The sequence below is a fragment of the Bartonella sp. AP19HLJMH genome (assembly GCF_042196245.1).
Classification (GTDB): domain Bacteria; phylum Pseudomonadota; class Alphaproteobacteria; order Rhizobiales; family Rhizobiaceae; genus Bartonella.
The window spans coordinates 12,466-39,324 of the sequence record NZ_JBHIPX010000004.1 but is presented as its reverse complement, the minus strand read 5'-3'; the positions used below and the strand labels follow the sequence as shown (position 1 = coordinate 39,324).

General features: G+C 36.9%; 20 protein-coding genes. 7 read left to right on the top strand and 13 right to left on the bottom strand.

Going from position 1 to position 26,859, the window contains the following annotated elements:
* Positions 1 to 3: 3 nt before the first annotated feature.
* From ugpB to ACFINR_RS03300, 4 genes are all read right to left on the bottom strand, one after another.
* Complete coding sequence (gene ugpB, locus ACFINR_RS03315) at positions 4 to 1,338, bottom strand: sn-glycerol-3-phosphate ABC transporter substrate-binding protein UgpB (RefSeq protein WP_375618067.1); 1,335 nt, start codon at positions 1,336 to 1,338, stop codon at positions 4 to 6.
* A gap of 965 nt (positions 1,339 to 2,303) precedes the next feature.
* Entirely contained in the window at positions 2,304 to 3,026 is a 723-nt protein-coding gene (locus ACFINR_RS03310) for a glycerophosphodiester phosphodiesterase (protein WP_375652497.1), read from the bottom strand.
* A gap of 169 nt (positions 3,027 to 3,195) precedes the next feature.
* Positions 3,196 to 4,752 carry a glutamine-hydrolyzing GMP synthase gene (gene guaA / locus ACFINR_RS03305; protein WP_375652546.1) on the bottom strand — a complete coding sequence of 519 codons (1,557 nt, stop codon included), beginning with the start codon at positions 4,750 to 4,752 and terminating at the stop codon, positions 3,196 to 3,198.
* 132 nt (positions 4,753 to 4,884) lie between these two features.
* A complete protein-coding gene (locus ACFINR_RS03300; RefSeq protein ID WP_375621173.1) occupies positions 4,885 to 6,171 on the bottom strand; it encodes an RsmB/NOP family class I SAM-dependent RNA methyltransferase in 1,287 nt (428 codons plus the stop codon).
* 467 nt (positions 6,172 to 6,638) lie between these two features.
* Between ACFINR_RS03300 and ACFINR_RS03295 the strand changes: the two genes are divergently transcribed.
* Entirely contained in the window at positions 6,639 to 6,785 is a 147-nt protein-coding gene (locus ACFINR_RS03295) for a hypothetical protein (protein WP_273722522.1), read from the top strand.
* A 178-nt stretch (positions 6,786 to 6,963) separates the two neighbouring features.
* On the opposite strand, the gene guaB is transcribed toward ACFINR_RS03295, so the two are convergent.
* From guaB to ACFINR_RS03280, 3 genes are all read right to left on the bottom strand, one after another.
* Positions 6,964 to 8,463: an IMP dehydrogenase gene (guaB, locus tag ACFINR_RS03290; RefSeq protein WP_375613284.1), complete on the bottom strand. Its 1,500-nt coding sequence runs from the start codon at positions 8,461 to 8,463 to the stop codon at positions 6,964 to 6,966.
* Between the two features lie 150 nt (positions 8,464 to 8,613).
* The gene (locus ACFINR_RS03285; RefSeq protein ID WP_375632273.1) at positions 8,614 to 10,185 is read right to left on the bottom strand and encodes a phospholipase D family protein; all 1,572 of its coding nucleotides are present in this window, start codon (positions 10,183 to 10,185) and stop codon (positions 8,614 to 8,616) included.
* Positions 10,186 to 10,588: 403 nt separating this feature from the next.
* The gene (locus ACFINR_RS03280; protein WP_375611848.1) at positions 10,589 to 11,974 is read right to left on the bottom strand and encodes a sigma-54-dependent transcriptional regulator; all 1,386 of its coding nucleotides are present in this window, start codon (positions 11,972 to 11,974) and stop codon (positions 10,589 to 10,591) included.
* Positions 11,975 to 12,227: 253 nt separating this feature from the next.
* Between ACFINR_RS03280 and ACFINR_RS03275 the strand changes: the two genes are divergently transcribed.
* The gene (locus ACFINR_RS03275) at positions 12,228 to 12,587 is read left to right on the top strand and encodes a hypothetical protein (RefSeq protein WP_375652496.1); all 360 of its coding nucleotides are present in this window, start codon (positions 12,228 to 12,230) and stop codon (positions 12,585 to 12,587) included.
* 278 nt (positions 12,588 to 12,865) lie between these two features.
* Here ACFINR_RS03275 and ACFINR_RS03270 read toward each other — a convergent pair whose 3' ends face one another.
* Both ACFINR_RS03270 and ACFINR_RS03265 read right to left on the bottom strand, forming a co-directional pair.
* Positions 12,866 to 13,858 (bottom strand): SIS domain-containing protein, encoded by a 993-nt coding sequence (locus ACFINR_RS03270; RefSeq protein WP_375652495.1) that lies wholly within the window; start codon positions 13,856 to 13,858, stop codon positions 12,866 to 12,868.
* A gap of 39 nt (positions 13,859 to 13,897) precedes the next feature.
* The gene (locus ACFINR_RS03265; RefSeq protein WP_375613281.1) at positions 13,898 to 14,788 is read right to left on the bottom strand and encodes a UTP--glucose-1-phosphate uridylyltransferase; all 891 of its coding nucleotides are present in this window, start codon (positions 14,786 to 14,788) and stop codon (positions 13,898 to 13,900) included.
* 265 nt (positions 14,789 to 15,053) lie between these two features.
* Here ACFINR_RS03265 and ACFINR_RS03260 point away from each other — a divergent pair, with 265 nt between their 5' ends.
* Together ACFINR_RS03260 and ACFINR_RS03255 are read left to right on the top strand one after the other, a co-directional pair.
* The gene (locus ACFINR_RS03260) at positions 15,054 to 16,310 is read left to right on the top strand and encodes a lytic murein transglycosylase (RefSeq protein ID WP_375652494.1); all 1,257 of its coding nucleotides are present in this window, start codon (positions 15,054 to 15,056) and stop codon (positions 16,308 to 16,310) included.
* A gap of 14 nt (positions 16,311 to 16,324) precedes the next feature.
* Positions 16,325 to 17,401 carry an SGNH family hydrolase gene (locus tag ACFINR_RS03255; RefSeq protein ID WP_375652493.1) on the top strand — a complete coding sequence of 359 codons (1,077 nt, stop codon included), beginning with the start codon at positions 16,325 to 16,327 and terminating at the stop codon, positions 17,399 to 17,401.
* Positions 17,402 to 17,563: 162 nt separating this feature from the next.
* Here ACFINR_RS03255 and ACFINR_RS03250 read toward each other — a convergent pair whose 3' ends face one another.
* Positions 17,564 to 19,588, bottom strand: coding sequence for a M3 family metallopeptidase (locus tag ACFINR_RS03250; protein ID WP_375652492.1), 2,025 nt, complete (start codon positions 19,586 to 19,588; stop codon positions 17,564 to 17,566).
* A 549-nt stretch (positions 19,589 to 20,137) separates the two neighbouring features.
* On the opposite strand from ACFINR_RS03250, the gene mgtE reads away from it, so the two are divergent.
* The 3 genes from mgtE to ppa all read left to right on the top strand — a co-directional run bounded on the left by mgtE (position 20,138) and on the right by ppa (position 25,211).
* Positions 20,138 to 21,514, top strand: a complete 1,377-nt coding sequence (gene mgtE, locus ACFINR_RS03245) for a magnesium transporter (RefSeq protein WP_375606748.1) — start codon at positions 20,138 to 20,140, stop codon at positions 21,512 to 21,514.
* A gap of 1,260 nt (positions 21,515 to 22,774) precedes the next feature.
* Positions 22,775 to 24,601, top strand: coding sequence for a translational GTPase TypA (gene typA, locus ACFINR_RS03240; protein WP_330168603.1), 1,827 nt, complete (start codon positions 22,775 to 22,777; stop codon positions 24,599 to 24,601).
* A 79-nt stretch (positions 24,602 to 24,680) separates the two neighbouring features.
* A complete protein-coding gene (gene ppa / locus ACFINR_RS03235; RefSeq protein WP_375632267.1) occupies positions 24,681 to 25,211 on the top strand; it encodes an inorganic diphosphatase in 531 nt (176 codons plus the stop codon).
* A 51-nt stretch (positions 25,212 to 25,262) separates the two neighbouring features.
* On the opposite strand, the gene ACFINR_RS03230 is transcribed toward ppa, so the two are convergent.
* The 3 genes from ACFINR_RS03230 to ACFINR_RS03220 form a co-directional block, all read right to left on the bottom strand.
* On the bottom strand, positions 25,263 to 25,577 hold the full coding sequence (locus ACFINR_RS03230) for a DUF167 domain-containing protein (RefSeq protein WP_375632266.1): 315 nt from the start codon (positions 25,575 to 25,577) through the stop codon (positions 25,263 to 25,265).
* Positions 25,578 to 25,599: 22 nt separating this feature from the next.
* Positions 25,600 to 25,893, bottom strand: a complete 294-nt coding sequence (locus ACFINR_RS03225; RefSeq protein WP_375652491.1) for a YggT family protein — start codon at positions 25,891 to 25,893, stop codon at positions 25,600 to 25,602.
* Positions 25,894 to 26,219: 326 nt separating this feature from the next.
* Positions 26,220 to 26,780: an invasion associated locus B family protein gene (locus ACFINR_RS03220; RefSeq protein ID WP_273790632.1), complete on the bottom strand. Its 561-nt coding sequence runs from the start codon at positions 26,778 to 26,780 to the stop codon at positions 26,220 to 26,222.
* Positions 26,781 to 26,859: the final 79 nt, after the last annotated feature.

Below are 26,859 nucleotides of genomic sequence, written 5' to 3'. Positions count from 1 at the left end.
AAATTAATGATTAGATCTTTCAAATTCACGCAAGAGTTTATTTCCACGTTCAACGGTCTCATCTAAACCATCTTTCGGCGTTTTTGAACCACTAAGAACAGCTTCCAACTCTTGATCAAGAATGGCACGAATTTGTGGTAAATTACCAAATCTTATCCCTTTTGAGTTAACTGTTGGTGGATTAAGATTAATCTGTTTGATAGCTATATCCGCACCTGGCGTTTTTTCATAGAAATGTTGTTTTTTGCTCAATTCATAAGTCGCTTTTGTGGTTGGGAGATAACCTGTTTCCTGATGCCATTTTGCTTGATTTTCTGTTTTTGAAAGAAATTTAAGAAAAGCGGCTGCCCCAGCATATTCCTTTGGAGTATGGCCCTTAAACGCCCAAATAGAAGCTCCCCCAATAACTGAATTTTGTGGTGCTCCTTCTGTATCCTTATAGTACGGTAGCATACCAACCCCCACATTAAACTGAGCTTCAGAAACAATTCCAGCATGTGATCCTGAAGATTGCATAAAAATTGCACAATTTTGTGCCATAAACATTGGTGTTGAATCTAATGCACCTGCTGGACCACCATAACGGAAAATACCTTGATCAGACCACTTTTTCAGGTCAGTCCACATACGCACTTGTAAAGGTCCATTAAATGTAAGTTCTGAATCAAGTCCTTTAAAGCCATTTTCCTTCGTTCCAAAAGGAACATTATGCAACGCTGAAAAATTTTCTATACCAATCCATTGAGCGGCATAAGCCATTGTAAAACCACAAGTTGCCGCTTTAGTCTCAAGAATTTTCTTGGAAAAGTTTTCTATATCTTGCCACGTTCTAGGAGGCTGTTCTGGATCAAGCCCTGCTTTTTTAAAGATATCTTTGTTATAATAAAGGATGGGTGTTGAAATATTAAATGGCATAGAGACAATACGTCCCTGTTCATCGGAGTAATAACCACTAATAGCAGGGAAATAATCTGTAGGATCAAATTCTTGTTTTGTATCAGCCATAAGTTGATAAAATGGGTAGATTGCGCCTTTTGCAGCCATCATAGTTCCAGTACCAACGTCATAAATTTGAGCAAGTACTGGCTGTTTCTTTCCACGAAATGCTGCAATGAGTGAAATCAATCCCTCTTCATATTCACCGCGAAATGAAGAAACAACTTTATACTCAGATTGACTTGCATTAAAATCGTTAATGAGACTTTCAGTTTGCTTTCCTAATTCACCACTCATAGAATGCCAAAAGCTGATTTTTGTCTGTGCAAAACTTTCTGTCATCCCCGCTGTGGACATTATGATAGCAACCGTGGCCGCTATGGAAAGATAAAAACGACTCATGCTTCACCCTTTCTGAAGTGATGGAATACAAACTACCCCTAAATTTATAGTATTACACATGAACATGCTATGACAGTTTTATTTCAGAAACATATTCTCTCATTTAAACAGGAACCACCTAAAGGTCAAATGAATTTGTTTAAATTTATTTATTTTCTTTTATAAGCTTTCTTATGTATTCACGAAATACGCGTTTGTAACTATCTGAAAAAAGTGAGATGGCTTAAATAAGAAAAGTCACTTGGTAAAAAGATATAGATCGTAAATATCATTTCAATGACTATTTTAATATCTGGATTTACTTTTTTAAAAAGAATTGTTTATTCTTTTATTATTTGTCTTATAACTTTCGGCTTATAACTTTAACACGATGTTGCTACTGAATTTAAAGAAGAGACAAATAGAATTTTTTTAAAATTAAGAAAATCATTTTGAAGCGCTTAATAGTCTCTTTCCCTGTAACAAGATCACACCCCTCACGCAAAACAAAATGACACTGTATAACCAATTTCCATGCTGTTAAAAAATCTTTCAATACATCTACATTTCATGATAGCACCTATAAAATAAGCCCTAAAGCCTCTCCATTAAAGTATATAAGACTTTTTGTATGCCATCATTTTTACACTTCATAAAAGTACAAAACGACATCATCATGTGCGATCCTAATGCTTCAACAAATCTTGCATTTAAAATACGTTAAATGAATATTTTTATTCTTTTCTCAATCATTTTTTATCCACACACCAACCCTGCTTGTAATGTACAAACGAATGATTTTGATTGATTCATTGTAAAAATATTTGAAATAAGAGAATCTTACGTATTAAGGTCTCTTACTCACATGAATAAAATATTAATTATGATTATAAATCAATGTATTATTGTCGTATATTAGATAATTTTTCTTCTTTCATTACGCTAACTTTATGAAGATATATAGTTCCTTTTGTGTTGATGTATTTTTACCTTTGTGCACACAATTGCAATGCGAGATCAGGTTGATCTGTCGTAATATAATGTACAGGCATATCAAGCCAATATGATAACCGAGCTTTTCCATTAATTGTCCATACCCCTACAGTAAAACCAGCCTCAAGAGCTGATTCAATAAAGTTCTGTGAAACAATAGAGCCATCTAAACTTAGATCAGAATAACCTAATTGCTTCCATTCAGAAAAATGACGGTACATATCACCTTCGAAATTATCAACACATGGACCAGATGGTATTCCTGCTTCAATAAAAGGACGAAGGATAAAAGGATCAAAACTAATTGCAGAAACCCGTTCTGATAAATTTCGGCTTTTTATTAGTGCAAGCGCTTTTTGGGATAATATTGTTTCACGCTCCACTTCACCACATGTTTTGATTTCAAGATGCAACGCAACATTCGTTGGTGCTAAAAGATCAAGCACTTCTTCTAATAAGGGAGGTGCTTCTTGGCTTCCTTTTATGCAGAGTTGTTTGCGTGTTTCATTATCAATGTCGTGAATATACCCCTTTTTTCCAACCAATTGGTCTAGACGGAAGTCGTGAAAGACAACCACTTCACCGCTTTTTAGCAAATGAACGTCGCATTCAACTTCATCAACACCTAACGCTATAGCATTATTAAATGCCGAAAGGGTATTTTCAGGATAAAGATGAGCTCCTCCACGGTGTGCAACAACTTTTTTCTCAGACATGCAAAATCCCACACTTCTCAATTTTAAACGATATTGACGTACAGATTGCCAGATAAAAGCTTATATCATATGAAAATACACAATCATTTTTAAATGATTTTTTCTACACTTTTCGAATATCAAACCCTCAGTCATATTTTATTCTTAAAAGACTTATCCTTCATTTTAATTATTCCCATTCAATAGTACTAGGAGGCTTTGAGGTTACATCATATACAACACGATTAATCCCTCTAACTTCGTTAATAATACGTGCTGCTGTCTTACTTAAAAACGCCATATCATAAGGATAAAAATCAGCAGTCATTCCATCTACAGATGTGACGGCGCGAAGAGCACAAACAAATTCATAAGTGCGACCATCCCCCATAACACCAACAGTTTGAACTGGAAGAAGAACAGCAAAAGCTTGCCAAATTTCATCATAAAGACCGGCCTTACGGATTTCCTCAAGATAAATAGCATCTGCTTCGCGTAAAATTTCTAATTTTTCACGTGTTACAGCACCTGGACACCGAATTGCAAGGCCGGGACCTGGAAAAGGATGGCGACCAATAAACTGCTCCGGTAGCCCTAACTCTCGTCCTAGCGAGCGAACCTCATCCTTAAAGAGCTCACGTAACGGTTCTACAAGTTTCATCTTCATCTGTTCTGGTAGCCCACCCACATTATGATGGCTTTTAATGGTTACCGTTTCACCAATAGCAGACACACTCTCAATAACATCTGGATAAAGTGTTCCTTGTGCTAAAAACTCTGCACCTCCTATTTTTTTCGTTTCTTCTTCAAAAACTTCAATAAAAAGGCGACCAATTGTTTTGCGTTTTTTTTCTGGATCTGTCTCACCTTTTAAAGCATTAAGAAACACATCAGCAGCATTAACGTGAATAAGCTCTATATTATAATGATCACGAAAGAGCGTGAGAACTTCTTCAGCTTCATTCTTGCGCATCAGCCCATGGTCTACCAAAATACATGTCAGTTGATCTCCTATAGCTTCATGAAGGAGTACCGCTACAACAGATGAATCCACTCCCCCTGAAAGACCACAAATCACACGACTTTTCCCAACTTTTTGTCGTATCGTAGCAATTGCCTGCTCACGATAAGAAGCCATTGACCAATTGCCTTTAATAGCAGAGATCTTATGAACAAAATTTTGCAAAAGTTTTGTACCATCCGGTGTATGGATAACTTCAGGATGAAACTGTACCGCATAAAAATGTCTTTTTTCATCCGCAATAGCCGCATAGGGAGCTCCTTTTGAGGTTCCTATGACACGAAAACCTTCTGGTAAAGCTGCCACACGGTCACCATGGCTCATCCATACTTGATAACGAGAACCTTTTTCCCACACTCCATCAAAAAGGGCACTCTCTTCTTGCACTTCCAAAAAAGCACGCCCAAATTCACGCTCATGTCCAGCTTCAACCTTTCCTCCAAGCTGAATACACATGACTTGTTCACCATAGCAAATACCCAGAATCGGAACACCCGCCTCAAAAATTTCCATTGGAGCACGCGGAGAGCCCTCATCAATAACGGAATAAGGACTCCCTGATAAAATAATAGCTTTAGGATTTATGCGGCGCACAGCTTCTAAAGCCAATTGAAAAGGAGCAATTTCACAATATACCCCCATTGCTCGTACCCGTCGTGCAATAAGTTGTGTAACTTGTGAACCAAAGTCAATAATAAGAACAGTGTCTGGATGTGATATGCTCATAGAAAACCAATCAACAATTGTAAAAGAAAACTCATGAGAGTTATGATTTAATCTTTCTCTTTTCACAAGCCTGTTTTCTTAAGAAAAAGATTATTCTCGTAAAGTTTATGATAAAAAGTGTAAGAATATGGATCAATGTTTTTTTTGCAACACAGATAAAAAGAACCCATCTGTTTGTGTTGTGGCCGGCGACAAAGTAAGTCCATAATTTGAAAAAACTGGTTGCACAGGAGAAAAACTAAAATGTTTCTGCCAAAGCGCTGGCATATCTATTGGAGAAAAATGAGAATGTTGTTGAAGGAAATGGGAAATTTGTTCCTCATTTTCATCTGTAAAAAGAGAACAGGTAATATAGATTAAGCGCCCATTTGGCTTAAGATAAGCTATCGCTTCATTCAAAATAGCCCTCTGTTCTGTTTGGCGTTGTTTCACTTGTTCTAATGTTAAACGCCATTTCGCATCTGGACGACGACGCCATGTTCCTGTCCCACTACATGGTGCATCTAGTAGAACTCTATCCATCTGGCCTATTAATGGCTTCAATTCTTCTTTTTGTGCTCGTGTTTGTACATTACGAACACCAGCGCGTCGAAGACGATCAAAAATAGGAGCTAAGCGCGCTTTATCGGAATCATAAGCATAAATTTGCCCACGATTGTTCATATCGGAAGCTAAAGCTAATGTTTTGCCACCAGCACCTGCACAATAATCTAATACCTGCATGCTCTCTTGCGCTTCCACAAGGTGAGCAACAATTTGAGATCCTAAATCCTGTATTTCAAAGTGTCCTTTTTGAAAAGCTGGTTCCACTTGAACATTGGGATGACGATTAAACTTTTCAATCGGTGCAATTCTTAAAGCTTGCCCAAACCATGGAAAAGATTTAAGTTTGGTTTTTGCTAATTCTTTCAGCACCTTTTCTGGTGTTGCCTTTAGGTTATTTACCCGTAGGTCTAAAGAAGGACGCGTTGCTAACGCAGCCGCTTCAGTGATCCAATTATCACCAAATAAAGGACGCAGATGCGCTTGACACCATTGCGGAATATCACCACGAATATAGTCTGGAGCATCCACTAATTGCTGACCTTGCCACGATTTACGCTGTTTAGCCCCTAATAACTGCGGTGCAAACCGATCTTCTGTCAACTCACCGTCAATTTGCTCCAGCGTCATTTTTCCAGAATCTAATAAGGCACCAAAAACGATATCTCGGATATCATCACTCTCCATACGCCATTGTAAAGAATAACGTCGTCTTAAAACATCATAAACGATTGTACCAATAGCTGCACGATCACCTGCTCCAGCAAAGCGATGAGAAAGACCCCAATCCTTTAAAGCTTCTCCTACTGGGCGATGCTTCATTTCTATCTCTGTGAGAACATCTATTGCTGCTTGCAAACGCCCACCTAATCGCATTCATTTCTCCCATTAAAATAATAAAATTTTAAAGCATCTAAAAAATAATATTATCGCCTTCTTGCCAATGAAACCTTCTCAACGCCATAAAAAATTTACATTCAATCTTAAAACGATCTGATCATACTTTTTTATAAGATCCAATTTAGAGTATCTAAATTTTTCCTTTCATCTTCTGCCCATTCGTTTTTTATCCTTCTACCTCTTATACTAAAAGATACGTAGCCATCCATAAAAAACTTATTTCCGCCATGCATTACGAAAAAAACAAACTCTTTAATTTATTGGCGTAAAATAAAGTTTACGAGGATTGTCTGAACAATAGAAAAAATCTTCTCATAAAATTAAACAAGCTCATCTTACGTTCAACAAAAAAATTAACTTTTTAGAAAATGCTTGGAACCACTATTTGGCATGACCGTTTTTACTCTAATGGCAACTGCCAGACAATTTTAAAGGAGAAAATAATGACTTATAATAATGGAAAAACAACTTCGTCTAAAAGCCGTCATAATACAATGCCCTCAAACAACGGAAAGAAATCCGTTCAAAGTGATCAGACAAACACTCGCCAACGTGCGTCAAAGACTGGACGGAAGACAACAAAAAGTTAATTCTAATTTTATATAACTTATTTCATATAGTCTTAACAGAAAGAATTAGAGTTTTAACCTCTAATTCTTTCCTTTTTGGGATTATTACACCAAATTACAAACAGAAAAAGCGCAGTCTCTCTTTCTTGTTCTCGGCAAATTTTATATTTATGCAATATGATATTAGGCTCTTGTATCTTTAAACTGGCCCACGATAATTTGGACTCTCTCGTGTGATAGAAACATCATGCGTATGACTTTCATGGAGTCCCGCATTCGTAATACGTACAAACGTTGCTTTTTCACGAAACTCTACGAGATCTTTTGCTCCAACATACCCCATCGAAGCACGAAGTCCACCAGCAAGCTGATGTAGAACTGATGCTATAGGACCTTTATAAGCCACCTGCCCCTCCACACCCTCAGGAACCAACTTAAGTTCATCACGAACATCATCTTGAAAATAGCGATCTGCCGATCCTCGTGCCATAGCACCAACAGATCCCATGCCGCGATAAGCTTTAAAGGATCGTCCTTGATAAAGATAAACTTCGCCAGGACTTTCTTCTGTACCCGCTAAAAGAGAGCCAATCATAGCAGCACAAGCCCCACCTGCTAAGGCTTTAGCAAAATCACCCGAAGCTTTTATCCCCCCATCAGCAATAACGGGAATGCCCGCTTTTTCAGCAACTTCTGCAGCATTCATAATGGCTGCAAGCTGAGGAACACCAACACCTGCAACAATTCGCGTTGTGCAAATAGAACCAGGACCAATCCCAACTTTTATAGCATCCGCACCACTGTCAATCAAAGCCTGTGTTGCTTGAGCAGTCGCCACATTACCAGCAATAATAGCTGGAGAAAACGTCATTTTTTTAATACGCTCAACAGTGTCTAATACACGCTGAGAATGTCCATGTGCAGTATCAATTACTAGAATATCAACGCCTGCATCAATTAATCGTTCAGCCCGCTCAAACCCATCGTTCCCTACACTACTTGCAGCTGCAACACGCAAGCGACCTTGTGAATCTTTGGCAGCGTTTGGATTTAATTTTGCTTTTTCAATATCCTTAACTGTTATCAGTCCGACACAACGATTCTGTTCATCCACAACTAATAATTTTTCAATACGATGATGATGTAAAAGATACTTCGCTTCATTGAGTTGAACATTTTCACGCACTGTGATTAAATTTTCATGCGTCATTAATTCATAAATTTTTTGTTTAGGATCCGATGCAAAACGCACATCCCTATTTGTCAAAATGCCAACAAGCCGTCCAGCAGTTTCACCTTTAGCACCATTTTCAACAACCGGAATACCGGAAATACCATGAGAGCGCATCAAAGATTTTGCTTCTTCAAGTGTTGCATCTGGTCCAATGGTGACTGGATTAACAACCATACCAGATTCAAACTTTTTTACTTGGCGAACTTCTTCTGCCTGCTCTGCAGGAGACATATTACGATGAATAACCCCAAGACCACCAGCTTGAGCCATAGCAATTGCCAAACGCGATTCTGTTACCGTATCCATTGCCGCAGAAAGCAATGGCAAATTGAGCTTAATATCCGCTGCAATGCGCGTACTGAGATCCACTTGACTAGGCATAACAAGAGAATGACCGGGTTGTAAAAGTACATCATCAAAAGTCAGTGCCAATGCACCTGTCCCCGTTTCAACAATCTTTGCCATATCAAAATTCCTTTTATAATAAAACACCGCAAGAAGCTTTAAAATACAACTGCGGTTCTCATACATGGTAGATTGGCAAAAAATTATGCCATGCTACAAACAAAATGAAAAGAAAAATAAATATTTTTTTTAAGTGTGGTTTATAAAAATTTACAATTGTGATTCAATAGGTAACCAACTTATTATTTTTGCAAATGCGCGACGCCAAAAATTGCTTTCTGGCTCATAGTCAATGCTATATTTTTTTTCATTTTCAATAAAATCCCAATAAATACGATTATTATCACCAAGACGCAGATGATAGCTCATTTCCCCTGTGGTTTCTTCAGAAAACAACAAATCTAATCTTGCTGTAATGGGAGCACATTCAAAAAGAATGCCCATTTCTGTATTTAATGATGCTGATCTTGGATCAAAATTTAAAGATCCAATAAAAGCTGTTTTACGATCAATTAAAAAAGCTTTGGCATGTAAACTTGCCTTACTCGATCGAAACAATCGTAACCCATGAGTATTGCCTTCCGCTTTTAATTCATAAAGATTAACACCACTTTTCAACAATGCCTTACGATAAGGTACATAACCACCATGCACTAATGCTACATCAGTAGCAGCTAAAGAATTTGTCAGAATTTTGACATCAACACCCTTTGAAACCAAATTACTAAAATTCTGCGTGCCAACCTTACCAGGAACAAAATAAGGTGACGTAATCTGAACCGTTTTTTGGGCATTTCCAATAACCTTTGAAAGTGCCTTCATAAGCCAATTACTTGCTTTTTTACGCAATGCTTTTTCTGGAGGGTCAGAAAGAACAACAACTTTGTCTGCTAAAAATAACCGCTTTCCTGTTTGGATAAAACAATTAAAGTTAATGTGCTCTTTGACATAATCTAAATAAACTTTTGCAACTTTGGAATCACGAAACTTTCGTAATTTATCTTTCCAATAGCTAAGATCACTTGCGCTTTTAGGAACAACCAAAGTATGAATTGGCAAAACAACAGCACTATTCCAAAAATCATCAAAGATACTTTCTACCTTTTTAACAGAAGGACCGATTAACATCAAATCTAAATCTCGAAAATGGGATTCTTTACCAGCATCAAAATAAGAATCTGCAAGATTACGTCCTCCTACAAAAGCGACCCTGCCATCAACAATAAAAGCTTTATTATGCATTCTACGTGTTACAGTAATTGCCCGTAATATAATTTCTAAACCACGGCGTAAACCACCTTTACGCGATCGCCCTGGATTAAACATTCTCACCTCAATGTGAGGATGTTTATCTAGCGCAATATAAGCTGGATCACGTGCCTGAGCATTAATATCATCCAAAAGAAGCCGTACCCGAACCCCTCGATCAGCTGCCTCAACTATTTCACTTAATAATAGGCGCCCCGTTAAATCATCATCCCAAATATAATACATCAGATCAAGGCTACGCCCAGCCTCTGCAGCTCCTATTGCACGAACACAAAACGCATCCAAATTGCTGATAATGAGAGAAAGGGCATCTTTATCAATCCCCAATCCATTTTCTTTCTCAGCTAATTGACTGACGATACGATCAAGCTTAGTTTCATCTTTCTGAAGAGGTAACGCATAAGAACATTGCCCCCTAGCATTTTTCACAAAACGCCCATAGGTGTAGATTGCCAACATAGATGCAATAAAAAAAAAGAGGACAAAACCAATAACAATCTGTAAAAGAGTCAAAGAGGGCAAACTTTCTATTTTAAACTATCACATCATCAGTAATGCAAACAATAACACTAATCACTTTATCTTAATCGTATAGCAGGTAAAATGCCACTTCTTGCTTAAGAGAGTATAAATTTAATATTGATGATACAAAAATTTTAGCGGTAGTATTTAAAAGTTTTTAAAAATGCTTCTCTGTTTTAATAAATGTAAACTTAACTAAAATTGTATAAATTGAAACAAACGATTAAAATAGTCACATAAAATTTATATTTGATTTAAATCAACAAAATCATCCTCTATAGATAAATTTTATAATAAATGATTGTTTTCTTCAGCTTTCCCCCACGGACTTTATCAAAATTCACTCTATTTTTTGAAACGCATGCTTGTCATGAAGAGAAATTTGTTATGAATTTTATTTTCGTTCTTGATTTCTTATTGCTCTCAATTCTTCCATTTTTCTATAAAGTGTAGAGCGACCAATATGAAGGCGACGCGCAATCTCACTCATATGTCCTTTATAATGTTTAATCGCTTTCTCTATAATATCATGCTCCATTTCTGCAAAAGTACGTACATGCCCATCAGTATTCAAAAATTTTATCGATTCTTGCTCATTATCTTCTTGCATATTACCCTCAATGATATTGGGAACATTCATTAATGAATTTCCCATTAATTGCGGAAAGTCTCGAACAGTTAATAACGGTCCTTCACTGAGTAAAATCGCACGAAATAAAAAGGTTTCAAGCTCATTTCTATTGCCAGGCCAATCATACTGCATAAGCAAGGAAAGAGCAGAGCCTGCTAAACCATGGACATGTGATCGCCCTGTTTCTGTGATAATGCGATCAATCAAACGTTGTGTGATCTCTGGAAAATCATCCCTTAATTCTCGTAAAGCAGGAACGCTAATAGACAAGTGAGAAAATTGTTCAAACAAACTATGCAAAAAAAAGTTCTCATTAACCAAGTCCTTTAAACGCGATGTTGAAATAGCGATGATCCGAAAAGGAAAAAAATCTCCTTTTGTATCCCTTTCCCTTTCTTTAAGGTAATGAGCAAACCGTTTTTGCTGTATGGGCTCAAGTCGATCAATATCACAAAGGCAAAGTGTCCCTTTTTCAAGAGAAGAAACCAATGGTAGGAATTCTTTAAACCACTGCTGATTTTCTTCTTCTGGATCAACGATGGCTGAACATTGAAAGCGAACAAAAACACCCTCCGAAAATAATCCCTCATGATGAATAATCCGAGCTAATGTCTCACGTCCTGTTCCAGCTTCCCCCTCTATCAAAAGATTCTGTAAAGAAGTTGCTGCTTGTCTCGATTGTTCTAACACTATCTGCATAGCTCTACTTTTTACGCAAAGATCAGAAAACCGTAAATGATTCTCTTTTTTTCGCCGAATATCTCGAACCTCATGCTCCAAGGCAGAAATAAGAGCAAGGATATCCAACGTAACTCTTACGCGTAATAATGTTACTGGATGGATCCAATAATCAATAGCTCCAGCTGTTAAAGCTTTCTGGAGTAAATGCTGATTCTCTTGTTGTGCTATAACGACAATAGGAACAGAAACACCAGCAACTCTAATCATTTTAATCAAATCGCTCACACTCAAATCACTCATAACGACATCAAGGAGTGCAAGCACAATGTTTTTACGCCTGTGTAAAAGATCAATCGTACGGAGACCATTTTCTGCTTCAATGACACGATAACCAAAACCTCGCAGCATAGAAGAAAGTTCTATACGTCTTCCATAATCTTCACTCGCAACAAGAATGGGACCAACCATAATGTTAATAATCTCCTTTGAGACTACTTAGCAGCTTAATATAAAAATTGTTGTAAACCATAAGAAATATTTTACCTCTTGTGTTTCACTTACGAACTTCATCAAGCTGTCAATTAAATACAACATTAAGGCATTTTTTTCCATTTTTTTGCTTTTTCATTGATTTTTATCAAATTTTTCATATTGACTCATGGGGTAATTTAATAATGTTATAGAAACTAGAGAGCAAAATAATCTAAATAGAGTGCAATAAATGAAACATACCTATCATATTTTATGTCTTACAATTACCGCCTTGCTGTTAAGTGCCTGTAACTTTTCGCGATATTATAACTCAAATATGCCAACTGGAATTGATGGAAAATGGGTTGATGAGAATGGTATTATTTCTTCTTTCCACAATGGTGTTTTTGAAACGCATGCAGCAGATACAAAAGAAAAACTATCAGAAGGAGCATATAATTATCTCAATGCCCAAAATATAGAAATTGAAATACGCTCTATTCTCCGTGGAACAATTTCTAGAGTCAATTGTACAATGTCATATGACGCCACACAACTTCTCTGCACCTCACATACAGGAGCACAGTTTTTCCTTAAGCGGAAATCTTAAACAAAGTACAAGGGAAACCTCTCTTAAGAACAGAGGGAGCACACACATTAAGCAGGAGGCGATATCCTTTCTCCTCCTGATAGAAAATCCTCTCTAAAATACGCAAAGAGGCTAGTATAATCTTTACCCTGAAAATTTTCTAAACATTATGAAATGCGTAAAATAATTATTTTCTTCCACAAAATATCAGTAAAGCCACCTCACAATAAAATTGTAACTTTGTATCATTCAATCTATTTCAACCTAAAATAACATTTTATTTGATAGGGAAGCTTAATCTAAGCAGCGCCAATGCGCAAAAGATCATGAAAATGAACAATTCCTATCGGTTTTTTATCTTCAACCACAAAAAATGCACCAATCTGATGATCATTAATAAAAGCTGTTGCTGCACCAACAAGTGTATTTGGCTTTACAACTTTAGGAGCTTTGGTCATCACCTCGTCAACATTAAATTTTGATAAATTAAAATGAATGTTACGTGCAAGATCGCCATCAGTTACAATTCCGATTAGTTCACCTTCTTGATTCACAACACCAACACAACCAAAATGTTTTTCCACCAAAACATTCATCGCTTCAGTCATAGCTGTTCCCTGCATAACCAAAGGAATATTATCACCCTCATGCATAATATCACACACGTATTTAAGGCTTGCACCAAGGGAACCACCAGGATGATATATTTTGAAATCCGTTGCGGTAAAACCACGCATTTCTAAAAGAGAAACCGCTAATGCATCTCCCATTGCCAATTGCATAATTGTTGAAGTTGTAGGCGCTAAACCATGGGGGCAAGCCTCTTCTATCTTTGGTAATAATAGTACAATATCAGCTTGTCGTCCTAACACAGAGTGCTTACTTGATGTCATCGCAATAAGGGGGATACGAAAACGCGCAGCATAACTTATAATACCACTTAACTCTTGAGTTTCACCAGACCATGATAAAGCAAGAATAACGTCATCAGAGCCAATCATACCAAGATCACCATGATTGGCTTCTGCAGCGTGAACAAAAAAGGCAGGTGTTCCAGTTGAGGCTAAGGTTGCTGCAATTTTTGTCCCTATATGACCACTTTTTCCAAGACCAGTAATAACCACATGTCCACGAGCATTTCTAATAGTTTGAACAGCCGCTTCAAAAGAAGAAGAAAGACTTTCCAGAAGAGCTTTTTCAAGAGCTTCAAGCCCCTGCTTTTCACTAGCAAGTGTTTTAAGCGCTGATGCTACTGCACCTTGCAAAGCCATATGAGGAGACGGTATTGTCATAATCAAATTCGATCAATAAAATTAAGCGAGAGATCTATATCACTTTTCGACATTAATGGTTTCTAGTAAATTTTTCAATGAAGCAGAAACGTGGCTGTGCATATCAGCGCGTGCCAAAGAAAATGCAACGTTGGCTTCAATAAAACCAGCTTTAGAACCGCAATCAAAAGTGCGCCCTTTTACTTGCAAACCCCAAAAATCTTGCTCATTTGAAAGCCGTATCATAGCATCTGTTAATTGAATTTCATTTCCTGTTCCCCGTTCTTGAGTGGAAAGAATATTAAAAATTTCTGGCTGCAAAATATAACGTCCATTGATGTACAAATTTGATGGTGCCGTACCTTGTGCTGGTTTCTCTACCATTTTTGTGATTTCAAAACCATTTGCAATCTGTTTGCCTTTCCCAACAATACCATATTTATGTGTTTCTCTAGGATCGCATTCCTGAACTGCTATAATATTTCCCCCACCCACCTTTTCATAAAGGCTCATCATTTCAGAAAGACAGCCCTTTTTCGCTTGTATCAACATATCCGGTAATAACAAAGCAAAAGGTTCCCCTGCAACTAATTCACGTGCACACCAAAGAGCATGCCCTAATCCCAAAGGTTGTTGTTGCCGAGTGAAAGAAGTTGACCCTGGTAATGGCTGTAAACGGTATAAATGTGCAAGATCTTCTTTCTTTCCACATTCAGCAAGTGTCGTATATAATTCAACTTGCTCATCAAAATAATCCTCAATAACGGCTTTGTTACGTCCAGTTACAAAAATAAAATGCTCAATACCAGCTTCCCTCGCCTCATCCATAACATATTGAATAACAGGTTTATCAACAACTGTTAGCATTTCTTTAGGAATCGTTTTTGTCGCAGGAAGAAAACGCGTACCAAGACCTGCTACTGGGAATACTGCTTTCCGGATTTTACGCACACTCACCCTCCTCAATGAATTCATATAACTTTTTTGTTTTATTTATCATATGTTTTTACGAAATGGTAAAAAAGATATCTTATTGTTTTGATTATCATTATAATGAGCAATAAAAATGTAAAAAGAGTCTGAGAATTTATTGAAGGGATTAAAACGTATTATTTATTTCAGTTTTTTCCTCTTCTTGATCATATTATCGATTAAACTAAATACAAAATAAAGTTATTGCACATCTAATGAATTGAATATTAATGGGGATTTCAAAATGCAAAAAACAGAATTGAAGACTTTCTCTTTTTTAGAGAAGTCAATAGCTTGGAGAACTCTTCTCACTGGATCTGCCGTTATTTTTTCTGCTTTTTTAATGTTTTTTGCACCCCTTTCATATGCTGATAGCGGATTTAAACACTGGATTAAAGAATTTAAAAAAATAGCTATTGCTCACAATATTACCCCCTCTACGTTTCATATGGCGTTTAAAGGTGTTAATGCCATTGATCCAGAAGTTCTAAAAAGCGCCGCATACCAACCGGAATTTGTTGCTCCTTCATGGAACTATTTCGATAATCGTGTCCATGATATTGCAATTGAGGAAGGACGACGCCAAACTCAAAAATGGAACAAATGGCTTCTTCAAATTGAAAAACGTTTTGGTGTTGATCGCAATATTCTGCTTGCTATTTGGTCAATGGAAAGCAACTATGGGAAGGTTTTAGCTAATAAAAGTGTAATGCGTGATACCATTCGCTCTCTTGCAACTTTAGCCTATGCTGATAAAAAACGTGCAAAATATGCATATACACAGCTGATTGCTGCTATGAAAATTCTACAAAGTGGCGAAATTAAACGCTCTCAACTCACTGGATCTTGGGCCGGTGCATTGGGGCATACACAATTTATTCCAAGCAGTTATCTCGCCTATGCAGTTGATATGGACCAAGATGGACGGCGTGATATCTGGAACTCTGTTCCAGATGCTCTGGCTACTGCTGCTAACCTTCTCCACAAAAATGGCTGGCAACCTAATCTTATTTGGGGAGTAGAGGTAAAAGTGCCGCAGAGGAAAACCCTTCCTGAAGGCTGGTATTCCTTTGAACAATGGAAAAAATTAGGTGTAAAACACGCAAATGGGCACCCTCTTCCTACATCAGCTGAACAAGCAACATTAAAATATCCAGATGGAGCAAAAGGACCTATATTTTTAGTCACAAAAAATTTCTTTGTTCTGAAACATTATAATAATGCAGATCGTTATGCGTTTGCTGTTGGCCTTCTTGCTGATCGCATTGCTGGACATCCTAGATTGGTGCATAATTGGCAAAGACCTTTTCAATCTATTACTTTCCAAGAATGTAAAGAACTGCAATCGCGCTTAAAGACACTGGGCTATTATAAAGGGAATGTTGATGGAAAAATCGGAACAGCCTCTCGCGAAGCAATTAAAGCTTTTCAACTGCGTCACGGTCTAAAAGCAAATGGATATCCATCATCTCAAGTGCTTTTTCTCCTTCGCAAACAATAATGGAGAATAAGGTTTTGTCTCTTTCTCGCCTGATATACTTGACATTATTGCTGTTTTCACTTTCTATTGTGGGGATCTTACAGCCATCCCCAAGTAAAGCAACGAACTTCTTCAAATGGTTGTCACAACAAAACAAACAGACACAGCAGCCACCGCAAATTATAGAACAAAAAATAGACAAGCCGCAAAAAAAGATCGTAACACAAAAAAACATACAAAAGCTAAAAAATGAGAATGCAAAGCGCATTCTTGTCATAGGGGATTTTGCAGCTTCTGCTGTTGCTGATGCACTTAAGAAATTTTTTATAAATAATAGCGATATCGTTATCATGAACAACACAATGCCAGCTTCCGGCTTAGTTCGAACGGATTATTATTCTTGGCAAAGCAATATTTCTAAACTCATTGATCAAAATAGCCCCGATGTTATTATCATGATGATCGGTGCAAATGATAATCAACCCATCACAGACTCTCATAACATGATTAACACAGATCAGTCAGAATGGATACGCATCTACAAACAAAGAATTATCGAAATTACTGAAAGTCTTCACGCCTCTGGAAAATCATGGATATGGATAGGTCAACCTTCTTTTGGAAATGACCTTTTGACACAAAAAATGAAAATTTTTAATGCGCTCTATAAACAAGAAACAGAAACAGCAGGAGGGTATTTTCTCGATATCTGGAGCGGCTTTAGTGATGAAGAAGGAAATTTTTCTTTTTCAGGCTATGATATTAATGGAAAAATAACCAAATTACGCACCAATAATGGCATGCATTTCACCCCTGAAGGAAAGAAAAAACTTGCCTCTTATTTAGAAAAAACATTGAAAAATATTTCAAATTTTTATGCCTTTTCTCATGAAAATTCTTACTCAACCGATCAAGTTATTCAAAAACTTATACAAGAATCAGAGAATCAAGAGCGGAGTAAAATTATGCGTCAGCCTCCAATGAGCCTCGATGATATGGCACAAAAAAACACTCACCTTTTAGGCAAAAGAAAGTCAAGTTTTATAAAAAAATCATGGTTTCCACCAAATGGGCATCAAAAAGATCGAGCTGATAATTTTTCTTTTCCATAATGTCTATTTAAAATACAAAATCTATTTTCCTCTATAAACAAAAAGCGAATAAGATAAAAAACTCTGTTTACAGAGCTATAATGAAGAGAAAATTTGCATAAATCGCAACTGTACCTTTCGAATAATATGAAAACGGCATGGTGTTAACCATACCGTTATATCTTATAGTCCACGTTTGTTAATCATTGCCTCTGGTAAAGGCATTCGTCCCCGAAAAGCTTTATAAAGCTCCTCTGGATCACGACTTCCTCCAGCGGAGTAAATAAAACGTTTCAACTTATCAGCAAGCTCTGAATTAAAAACATCTCCCGTTTCTTCAAAAGCTTGAAAAGCATCAGCATCAAGGACTTCCGACCACATATAAGAATAGTAACCAGATGCATAACCATCCCCCGCAAACACGTGCATAAAATGTGGGGGACGATGACGCATAATAATTGTATCAGGCATTTGCAGCTTTTCTAATTCTTGGCGTTCAAACACTGTTGGATCAGTGACTGTTTCGCCTTGATGAAAAGCCATATCCACTAAAGCTGATGAGATAAATTCAACGGCAGAAAATCCTGCATTAAATGTCTGTGCTACTAAGACTTTATCTATCAACTCTTGTGGCATAGGATGGCCTGTTTTTGTATGTATAGCATAAGATTTTAATATCTCTGGTACTGTTAACCAATGTTCGTAAAGTTGAGAAGGTAGCTCAACAAAATCACGTGAAACAGATGTTCCCGACACAGATGGCCATGTGACATCAGAAAGCAAACCATGCAATGCATGTCCAAATTCGTGGAAAAGCGTACGTGCATCATCAAGTGATAAAAGAGCAACTTCCCCTTTAGATGGTTTAGCAAAATTACAAACATTGTAGATAATAGGCTTTTGTCCGCCATCCAATTTATGTTGTGATTGCAAACTACTCATCCACGCACCGGAGCGTTTTGAAGAACGTGCAAAATAATCACCAATAAAATGCCCAAGTAGACTTCCATCAGACTTTTTTACTTCCCACAAACGTGCATCAGGATGCCAAAGTGTAACAGCGTTTTTTTCTTCAAATGTAATGCTAAAGAGTTTTTCGGCTACCCCAAAAGCCGCTTTAATCATAAGATCAAGCTGAAAATAATATTTAATCTCAGCGCTATCGAAAGAAAGTTTTTCAGTGCGAAGCTTTTCAGCATAATAACGCCAATCCCAAGCAGCTAAAGATTCATTGCTGCCCTGATTGTTGGCAAAATTTTGTAAGTCAATTTGCTCAGTAGAAGCTTTCGCTCTTGCGCGCTTCCATACAGGCATAAGCAAATCCATAACGGAATCAACACTTTTAGCCATAGTATTATCGAGCTTCAAATCTGCGAAAGATTTATATCCCAATAATTTAGCCTGCTCATCTCGAAGCGCAACAATCTCTACAATAATTGTTTTATTATCATTCTTGTTATTATTTTCACCACGTTTAGCCCAAGCTTGGAATGCAACCTCACGCAAATCACGACGATCAGAGAATTTTAAAAAAGGTTCAACAATCGAACGTGCTAGTGTTAATGCATACGCTTCTTCATTGCCTCTTTCACACGCAATTTCCTTCATTGAAGCAATGAGATCTTGCGGTAAACCAGATAAGTCTGTTTGTTTTAAAAACAGAATCCATTCAGCTTCATCATTTAAGACATTTTGTCCAAAAGTAGCATTTAAAAAAGCAAGTCTTTCATTAATTTCCAAAAGCCGTTTCTTAGCTTTTTCATCGAGTTTTGCCCCATGACAAACAAACTTTTTCCACCATAATTCAAGAACACGTGTTGTTTCACTCTCAAATGTGCCCAACTGCGACTGTTTATAAAGCATATCTATTTTCGCAAATATCCGCGCATCCATCATCATTTTTGAAGAATAACGAGAAAGTTTTACAACGAACTCTTGCTCTAGCTGTTGAATTAATACATTCGTATGAGCACTGGTGCGTAAGAAAAATATTGAACAGACACGATCAAGCGCTTTGCCGCAAAGCTCAAAAGGCTGCAAAAAATTCTCAAGCGTTGGTGGTTCTTGCACCATCGCAATTGCCTCTAGTTCTTCTTCTGCTTCTTGAAGTGCCTGTTCAAAAGCGGGTTTAAAATCTTCGTCACTTATAGAAGAAAAATCAGGAAGACCTAAAAATCCCTTCCAGTCCAGCACTGCTGCTTTTGTCATAATACTTTATGTCTCCATTATAAATTTAAACTGTAACAATTATCTTTACGACACAAATTGATAACATACTAAAACTATTTCGTGAGTTTCAAAACTACCTTTCAAAACCCTATTGAATAAAAAACCTGAAAATCGTAAAGTTCTTTCATTCAAACCATATTATATTGAAGCAATAAAGATTATTCGCTCGCACATCACAATAGAATTGCATATTAACAAAAACACTTGGAGAAAAGCATAATCTCCACTCTTTATAAAATATTGCTTTAGATTCTTTTGAAAATCGCAAACTACATTAAAGAAATGATGGTAAAATCAGAACTGATTTTTACATTTACGTTTTTATATTATCCTCAAATTAAGCTGTATTCTCGTTTTAGTGATTCAGAAACTTGTTTATAACTTATAATTTACCCTTGACTTTACTTCAAATATTAACAATTGGGAATATAGCTGGGGAGTTTTTTTTAAATCTTCCATAAACTTTTGTTTTTATCTCATCTATTATCTAGATTTACAACTCTCCAACTCTTCAGGAGGTACTTTATCATGACTGAAATCAAAACGGCCTTCGACTTCAAAAATTTTTCTCCTGAAGCTCTCGCTGAAAAGTTAAAGAACCAGCATTTTGCAGACTCTATTGATATCATCAATGACCTCGATATCATGGAACGTGTAACTATTCTTAGTCTTCTGCCTCTTGATTATGTTATCGAACTTTTTGATAAACCAGAGCTTGAGCAACCTGCTGCCATCCTAGAACTTCTCCCTATAAATCGTGCTGTTGAAATTCTTGATGGCATGTCTGCCGATGCTGCTGCAGACGTCTTTCAAGAAATGGATAAGGAAACCCGCACACGACTTTATGCCTTGCTTAACCCCTTAACGCGCGCTGAACTTAAAAAACTCACCAGTTATCCTGATCATACAGCAGGAGCACTGATGACAACAGAGTTTATAGCCGTTCCTTCAAACTGGACCATACAAAAAACTTTGGATCACATTCGTGAGGTCGAGCGAACACGTGAAACAGTTTATACCAGCTATGTAATTGACCCCAAAACAGGTACTCTTCTCAAAGCTGTTTCCCTGCGTAACCTTATTCTTGCCTCACCTGATGAACAAATTCTTAATGTCCCTACCCATGACTCGCCCATTACAATATCACCTTTCACACATCATGAAGATATCGCACGCCTTTTCCAGCGCCATGATCTTCTCTCTGTGCCTGTAGTTGATGAAAGTAACCATGTCATTGGCATTGTAACCGTTGATGACGTGCTTGATACTATGGTCGATGAAATGAATGAAGATGCCTATAAATTTGGGGGTATGGAAGCACTTAATAAGCCCTATATGCAAATTAAGTTTCCTGAAATGATGAAAAAACGCGGAGGCTGGCTCGCTTTACTCTTTATCGGTGAAATGCTGACAGCAAGTGCTATGCAACATTTCGAAACAGAACTCGAAAAAGCGATTATTCTTACACTGTTCATACCTCTCATTATGAGCTCAGGAGGAAATTCCGGCTCACAGGCTACATCCCTTATTATCCGTGCATTGGCTTTACGTGAACTCACGTTGAAAGACTGGTGGAAAGTGATCATTCGTGAAATTCCAACAGGACTATCCCTTGGTCTCTTACTAGGAATTATTGGTGTTACGCGCATTGCTCTTTGGCAAAAACTGGGTATCTACGACTATGGCCAACATTGGATTGCTATTTCGACAACAGTGGGTACAGCTTTAGTTGGAATCGTTACCTTTGGTTCTCTTTCTGGATCTATGTTGCCTTTTATTCTTAAAGGTTTAAAATTTGATCCAGCAAGTGCTTCTGCTCCTTTTGTGGCAACTTTAGTAGATGTCATGGGCATTATAATCTATTTTTCTGTAGCTTCTCTCATTTTGTCAGGAACTCTTCTTTAAACATGTAAAGTAAAAACTCTTACTTATGGAAAAATCTTGTCATGTAACCTAAGATTCTTTCCATAAGAGAATAAGCTTTATTATTTATTTTCTAGCGCACCGCTCTATAGATAATTTATTATTTTTTTGAATAACAGCTCCGAATAACGTAATTTTACCTCATCATAAAGCTTCTCATATTAAATCGATTAAAGTCATCTTCTTGCCAGTCACAAACGAGATCGGTGTATGTCTAAAAACTATTCAAGAAAAAATAAAATACTTCTTATATCCTCTCTCTCTCGTATCAAAAACTGGCGCAATATTGACAGCTGAGAAAGAATAATCATGATGATACTCAACAGGCCTTATATTTCTTCACAAAGGCGTTAATAGTATACTATTCGCGTATATTATATCATTTATGAGCTCTATCATGGAATGGATGTAGGTACGTTAAGCAATCTCTCTTAAGTACATGAATATGCAACAAAAAGTATATGCTGTTTAAAGTGTTCTGTTTGGCATGAAAAGCATACTCCTATTAGAGAGTGCAATTAACAAAAGTAAGGCAATGCACTATCTCCATGGTTTAAAAGATATTACTTTAGATGCTTTTGAAATTATAAATTGGATTAACAGCAAAGATGGGAATTTTCTTTGGATGCCTTCATATTCTTTCTAAATAAGACTGTATGCCGAGTTCATAAATAAATCAAACAGATATAACTCTTGCCCAATCTGGCATACAAAAGCTAGAGCTTCTTATAAAATTCTTAATCATCTCAATATTTACCTCAAATATACGGTTGCATTAGATCTGGATTTTGATTGACAAGTTATAGAATAAGAAAAAGCTTTATTTAGAATAAAAATATTGTAAAATTGTCAATAAATTGGCTATGGATTGAGAGATATTCCGGATTTTTATCAATCTCTTTGCAAAACAACAACAATAATACAGCTAGCTTTATACTTACTCTTACAAGAGCTCATATAAATTCCTTGTGTCATATTGATAGAAATCAAGTTGACGGTGATTTTTTGAATAATTCTTAGCTCGAGAATAGAACATACGCACTATAAAAATCCTTTTACGAAGCTTCAGAAATTGAAGCTCAATAGAGCCTTAAAGACTTGGATAAATAGTTTTGCCATAAAAATATTGCCTCCATCTTCCAAAATTATAAAAAAACATGTAAAAGGTTTTCTAATAGTCAGGCAAAGAATGTAAAGACTTTGCCTCAAATGAAATTTCATTAAACGAAAAGAAGAAAATTTATGCAATTGCGTAACATTGCCATCATTGCCCACGTTGACCATGGGAAAACAACGCTTGTAGACGGGCTTCTCAAGCAATCAGGAAACTTCCGTGATAATCAGCGTACAAGCGAACGTATGATGGATTCAAACGATATTGAGAAAGAACGCGGAATTACAATCCTAGCGAAAGTGACATCTGTTGTTTGGAAAGATACTCGAATTAATATTGTTGATACACCAGGACACGCTGACTTTGGTGGAGAAGTTGAACGCATCCTCAATATGGTTGATGGAGCCATTGTACTTGTTGATGCTGCTGAAGGACCAATGCCACAAACAAAATTTGTCGTTGGCAAAGCATTGAAAGTAGGATTGCGCCCTATTGTTGCTATTAATAAAATTGACCGACCGGATGCACGCGTTGATGAAGTCATCAATGAGGTTTTTGACCTTTTCGCTGCTCTTGATGCAACCGATGAACAGCTTGATTTTCCTATTCTTTATGGATCTGGACGCGATGGATGGATGGCTGAAGCCCCTGAAGGACCAAAAGATCAGGGTTTAGGTCCTTTATTTGATCTTGTGACGCAGCATGTCCCTTCTCCTAGTGTAGCAGAAGGACCGTTTCGCATGATTGGAACTATTCTTGAAGCGGATCCGTTTTTGGGACGAATTATTACAGGACGGATTCATTCTGGCTCTTTAAAACCCAATCAAAATGTCAAGGTTCTTGGACAAGATGGAAAACTTTTAGAAACTGGGCGTATTTCAAAAATTTTAGCGTTTCGTGGCTTAGAACGGCAACCTATTGAAGAAGGAAGTGCTGGTGATATTGTTGCGATTGCAGGTCTACAAAAAGGTACCGTTGCTGATACTTTCTGTGACCCTACTGTCAATGAACCCCTTACTGCCCAACCAATTGATCCTCCTACTGTTACTATGAGTTTTCTCGTCAACGATAGTCCCCTTGCTGGAACTGAAGGCGATAAAGTAACTAGTCGTGTCATTCGTGACCGATTGTTAAAAGAAGCAGAAGGCAATGTTGCTCTTAAAATTGAAGAATCAGCCGATAAAGATTCTTTCTACGTTTCAGGACGAGGAGAATTACAGCTTGCAGTTCTTATTGAAAATATGCGCCGTGAAGGATTTGAGCTTAGTGTTTCACGTCCACGTGTTGTTATGCAAAAAGATGAAAATGGAATAACTCTTGAGCCAATCGAAGAAGTTGTTATCGATGTTGATGAAGAATATTCCGGTACTGTTGTACAAAAAATGTCTGAACGTAAAGGCGAAATGGTGGAATTACGTCCTTCTGGAGGTAATCGTGTCCGCCTTGTCTTTTATGCACCAACCCGAGGACTCATTGGTTATCAATCTGAACTTTTAACGGACACACGTGGTACAGCAATTATGAATCGCCTTTTCCATGCTTATGAACCTTATAAAGGAGACATTGCTGGTCGTGTTAATGGTGTTATGATTTCAAATGATAACGGTGAATCTGTCGCTTATGCTCTTTTTAATCTTGAAGATCGTGGACCTATGATCATCGATGCGGGTGTTAAAGTCTATCAAGGTATGATTATTGGCATCCACTCACGAGATAATGACTTAGAAGTTAATGTGTTAAAAGGGAAAAAACTCACCAATATGCGCGCTTCCGGAAAAGATGAGGCCGTAAAGCTAACGCCTCCAATTAAAATGACATTAGAACGCGCCTTATCGTGGATACAAGATGATGAGCTTGTGGAGGTAACCCCTAAAAATATTCGTCTCCGCAAACTCTATCTTGATCCTAATGAACGTAAACGTTTTGAAAAAACACGTGCATCAATTTCAAGTTAATTTCATAATCTCTTTGGTAAAATATTTATAAAATATTTAATTGTATTGAGCCTCACTATATTCCAGAAAGGATGTCTCTATGAATATTAAGGAAATACCCGTAGGCAAAAATCCACCAGAAGATATTAACGTTATTGTGGAAGTCTCCCTTGGTGGGCAGCCAGTAAAATATGAGATGGATAAAAAGTCTGGTGCATTATTTGTTGACCGTTTTCTTCATACATCAATGGTTTATCCTGGAAATTACGGTTTTGTCCCTCATACGCTTTCAGATGATGGTGATCCTATTGATGTCCTTATCTGTAATACCCGTCCACTTATGCCTGGTTGTGTTATCAATGTTCGCCCCATCGGAGCTCTAATGATGGAAGATGATGGTGGTAAAGATGAAAAAATTATTGCCATTCCCACTACAAAATTAACAAAACGCTATATCAATATTCATGACTATACAGACCTGCCCGAGATTACACTCAAACAAATTGAACATTTCTTCAAGCATTACAAAGATCTGGAACCTGGAAAATGGGCTAAAATTGAAGGATGGCGTGATAAAAACTTTGCTCATGAATTAATTAAGCAAGCTGTTGAGCGCAATAACAAAATATAACGATTTAATAAAATAAAGCCTATAAAAAATAGGCTTTGTTATTTATTTTTTCTACGAGATGTAATCTCTAAAGGATTGCCATATCTGCTTTAGCTCTTCTAAATGTGTTGAAAAGTAAAGTTGTTTGTAGCGAGATATTGCACCGTTTTTCAGAGAAATAGAAGAAGATGGGATTCTCCACTGCTTCGCAAGAAATTTAATGAGAGCTTTATTCGCTTTTCCATCTTCAGGAACAGCACGAAGGCGTATAACCAGATATTGTTTTTCACCATCCCTACATTCAACCCCTATTATTTTGTCAACAGATGATTTGGGAATGAGATATACAAACAAAATCAAGTTATTTTCATCAACTTGATAAAACATGTATTCGCCTCAAGTAATATTTCTATACATACATGTTTGCGTAAACGCGCCACATAAAAGTACGAATAAAATAAATAATAATGAACACTACAATAGGTGAAATATCAATCGTTCCCAAATTTGGTAAAATTTGCCGGATACGGCTTAGAACGGGATTTGTAAGACGATATAGAAAGCTTCCTATCAAAACAACAAAGCGATTGCGCGAATTTATGATATTAAAGACATAAAGCCAAGAAAAAATGACACTAGCGATTAAAATATCGATATAAATCTCAAAAATCAAATCAATCGTTCGAAGCAATGCATAAATCATGCGTCATCCCTTTCAATCAAGGAAACAGAAGAGCGTATAGAAAACCTTCATTAAAGCAGGTCTGTGTATCAAAAAATGGTTTTATATTTCAATACTCTTTTTTCTTGAATAAAAACCAAGCATCTAAATTCTTCATCTCTCTATTTAATGACGATGCAGTTAGAAAACAAATATCAAAATTAAAAATAGCACATAAAATAGAAGAAACGGCAAAAAATCTGAATATCCCTTATAGGATTAATCTTAAATCTCATCGTTTTAATTATTAATTATAAAAAACAAACAAACTAAAAACGGCCTTTTAAAGGCCGCTTTTAGTTTTAAAATTATTTCTGCAAAGCAGTCAAACGATTAAGAGCACTGCTAAAACCATCTAGCTGAACAAATAAATCATTCAAAGCTGGTTCACCTGCAGCAGCAATTGTCATCGCCAACTTTAACTGTTTTCCAGAACGTAAAGCTGCTACGTGATTTTTGTCAAAAACAACAGGAACCACACAACCTGCTGGTACACAAGTCCGGATACCGGTTTCGATAACAGCTTTTCCCTCATCAACTTGTAAACGAACAGGTTTAGAAACCAAAATGCCAAAAGGAACTGTTAAATTACCAGATACAACACCCTCAGCATCGAGAGTAAGGCCCATAGCCACAACAACACGCCCCTGCTCATTTACTTCTTGACGGTGCATAAAACAAATTCTTTTCCCTTCTTGTATACCACAGTTAATAGTCCACAAACCGTAGGTTTCAGTCAAAGAAGAAGCTCCATTTGGCAATGTCGCTGCCGCATCTTTTGATGCAGGAGGCTTTGAACTTGTTGCAAATGCAACAGATGAAATACTCAAGAGAGTAAAAACTATAAGTAAATTAAATAACTTTTTCATTTTATATTCCTGTTCTTTACATAAAAGATAAACATGTTTATTATTTATTATAATATAAAGCATCTTAATAAAAAAAGCT

What these genes read in the sequence shown, in the direction of transcription:
- guaB (WP_375613284.1), bottom strand. Translation starts at nt 8,463, where the DNA reads ATGGCAAAGATTGTTGAAACGGGGACAGGTGCATTGGCACTGACTTTT.
- ACFINR_RS03295 (WP_273722522.1), top strand. Translation starts at nt 6,639, where the DNA reads ATGACTTATAATAATGGAAAAACAACTTCGTCTAAAAGCCGTCATAAT.
- ACFINR_RS03280 (WP_375611848.1), bottom strand. Translation starts at nt 11,974, where the DNA reads ATGGTTGGTCCCATTCTTGTTGCGAGTGAAGATTATGGAAGACGTATA.
- typA (WP_330168603.1), top strand. Translation starts at nt 22,775, where the DNA reads ATGCAATTGCGTAACATTGCCATCATTGCCCACGTTGACCATGGGAAA.
- ACFINR_RS03310 (WP_375652497.1), bottom strand. Translation starts at nt 3,026, where the DNA reads ATGTCTGAGAAAAAAGTTGTTGCACACCGTGGAGGAGCTCATCTTTAT.
- ACFINR_RS03225 (WP_375652491.1), bottom strand. Translation starts at nt 25,893, where the DNA reads ATGATTTATGCATTGCTTCGAACGATTGATTTGATTTTTGAGATTTAT.
- ACFINR_RS03220 (WP_273790632.1), bottom strand. Translation starts at nt 26,780, where the DNA reads ATGAAAAAGTTATTTAATTTACTTATAGTTTTTACTCTCTTGAGTATT.
- ppa (WP_375632267.1), top strand. Translation starts at nt 24,681, where the DNA reads ATGAATATTAAGGAAATACCCGTAGGCAAAAATCCACCAGAAGATATT.
- ACFINR_RS03230 (WP_375632266.1), bottom strand. Translation starts at nt 25,577, where the DNA reads ATGTTTTATCAAGTTGATGAAAATAACTTGATTTTGTTTGTATATCTC.
- ugpB (WP_375618067.1), bottom strand. Translation starts at nt 1,338, where the DNA reads ATGAGTCGTTTTTATCTTTCCATAGCGGCCACGGTTGCTATCATAATG.
- mgtE (WP_375606748.1), top strand. Translation starts at nt 20,138, where the DNA reads ATGACTGAAATCAAAACGGCCTTCGACTTCAAAAATTTTTCTCCTGAA.
- ACFINR_RS03250 (WP_375652492.1), bottom strand. Translation starts at nt 19,588, where the DNA reads ATGACAAAAGCAGCAGTGCTGGACTGGAAGGGATTTTTAGGTCTTCCT.
- ACFINR_RS03300 (WP_375621173.1), bottom strand. Translation starts at nt 6,171, where the DNA reads ATGCGATTAGGTGGGCGTTTGCAAGCAGCAATAGATGTTCTCACAGAG.
- ACFINR_RS03260 (WP_375652494.1), top strand. Translation starts at nt 15,054, where the DNA reads ATGCAAAAAACAGAATTGAAGACTTTCTCTTTTTTAGAGAAGTCAATA.
- guaA (WP_375652546.1), bottom strand. Translation starts at nt 4,752, where the DNA reads ATGAGCATATCACATCCAGACACTGTTCTTATTATTGACTTTGGTTCA.
- ACFINR_RS03270 (WP_375652495.1), bottom strand. Translation starts at nt 13,858, where the DNA reads ATGACAATACCGTCTCCTCATATGGCTTTGCAAGGTGCAGTAGCATCA.
- ACFINR_RS03275 (WP_375652496.1), top strand. Translation starts at nt 12,228, where the DNA reads ATGAAACATACCTATCATATTTTATGTCTTACAATTACCGCCTTGCTG.